At 56.4% G+C, this 1,661-nt stretch carries 1 pseudogene; it reads left to right on the plus strand.

From position 1 onward, the window contains the following. Positions 1–698: 698 nt before the first annotated feature. Positions 699–1,346, plus strand: a pseudogene (locus LKK83_RS07765) (DUF928 domain-containing protein). Positions 1,347–1,661: the final 315 nt, after the last annotated feature.

Below are 1,661 nucleotides of genomic sequence, written 5' to 3' on the forward strand. Positions count from 1 at the left end.
CGTACTTGACTTCGCCTAAGAGTCCGTTTTTCGGAAGTTCTAAAATCCCTCCGGGGAATCCCCGTCTCTTTAGAGCGCGGAGTAGTCAAGAATAGCCTTTCGCTGACCATCGGGGTGGTCTGTGGAGTCCCTCGGGGAATAAATGCTCCGTGCGATCGCGAAAGCAGACCGACGGGGAATAAATTCCCCGGCAAACCCACAGGGCATTGAGTCGGTTTCAACCGACTTAAGCTGTTAGACGGGGGAATTATCCTCCGGCAAACCCACTGAAGCTGTTAGACGGGGGAATTATCCCCCGGCGAACCCACAGGGCTTAAGCTGTTAGACGGGGGAATTATCCCCCGGCAAACCCACAGGGCATTGAGTCGGTTTCAACCGACTTAAGCTGTTAGACGGGGGAATTATCCCCCGGCGAACCCACAGGGCTTAAGCTGTTAGACGGGGGAATTATCCTCCGGCAAACCCACTGAAGCCATTATCCCGCAGACGGGGGATTTATCCCCCAGCGAACTGTTAGACGAGGGAATTATCCCCCGGCGAACTTGAACCCACTCGAAACCTGAGTTACTATGTCTGCCAAACTCCCTTTCTGGAAAACAATCCCCGTATCCGCCACCTGCCTTCTGGGCCTGTCAGCACTGGCATCGCCGATGCTGCTGGCATCAGCGCCAACCCCGGCATCTCACACCGCGCAAGTCATGCCTCCCTTAGATGACGATGACAAACCGCAAACCATTCCTGCCGGACCGCGAGATGAGTGCCTGGTGGGAGACACCCCCCAACCCCTGCAGCCCTTGCTGCCGGACTTAAACGAGAAAATCGGCCTCACGGTTTCTCCCTATCCTACCCTGTTCGTGTACGTTCCCGAAACCCGGGCGGAAAGCGCACAATTCGTACTCAGCGATGAGGCGGGCAGGGAAGTTTACAGCCAAACCGTGGCCCTGGCAGATACCGCCAAGGTGATGAGCCTCACGGTACCGGCGCGGGAGGAGATTGCCCCCTTAGCTACCGGCGAGACCTATTCCTGGACCTTTGCCCTCGCCTGTCCCAACGAAGAATCCGGTGGCACAGACCTGGACCTTTACGTTACCGGCTGGATCCAGCGCGTGGAGAATCCCGAATTAAAACAACAAGTGGAACAGGCATCAGCGCGACAAGTGCCCTCACTTTATGCCGAAGCGGGAATCTGACACGATGTGCTACATACCCTCGCCGAACTGCGCCGCGACAATCCCCAAGATAGTGAATTAACGGAATATTGGGTGACATTATTAACCGATGTGGGATTAGCACCGATAGCGCAAGCGCCCTTGATGGATGTGAATGCGGAAATTTCCATCCCCTGAACCCAATTCTCCCCAGGGTAAACCGCCCGAGACCCCCTGCCCTCGGGACGCGGCACTGCCGCGTCCTCCCCCATCCTTCCCCATTTTTACATCAACTTGTCATTGCCGCACAAGCGGGAATCCACTCAAGTCTATCCAGGGAGTATCTACCCATGCCATTGTTCCCCAAAGCGTTCGAGCCATTGGTGGTTCTCACCCTCGTTCTCTTCCTCGGCACACCTGCCCCCGGGGAAAATCCACGCCCATTGTTCCGTTTCCCCGCCACCGCCCAAACGGTGGAAGAGCGACAACAGGAAGCGGAACGATTGTTGGAAC

The sequence above is a fragment of the Phormidium sp. CCY1219 genome (assembly GCF_035615515.1).
GTDB lineage: Bacteria > Cyanobacteriota > Cyanobacteriia > Cyanobacteriales > Laspinemataceae > CCY1219.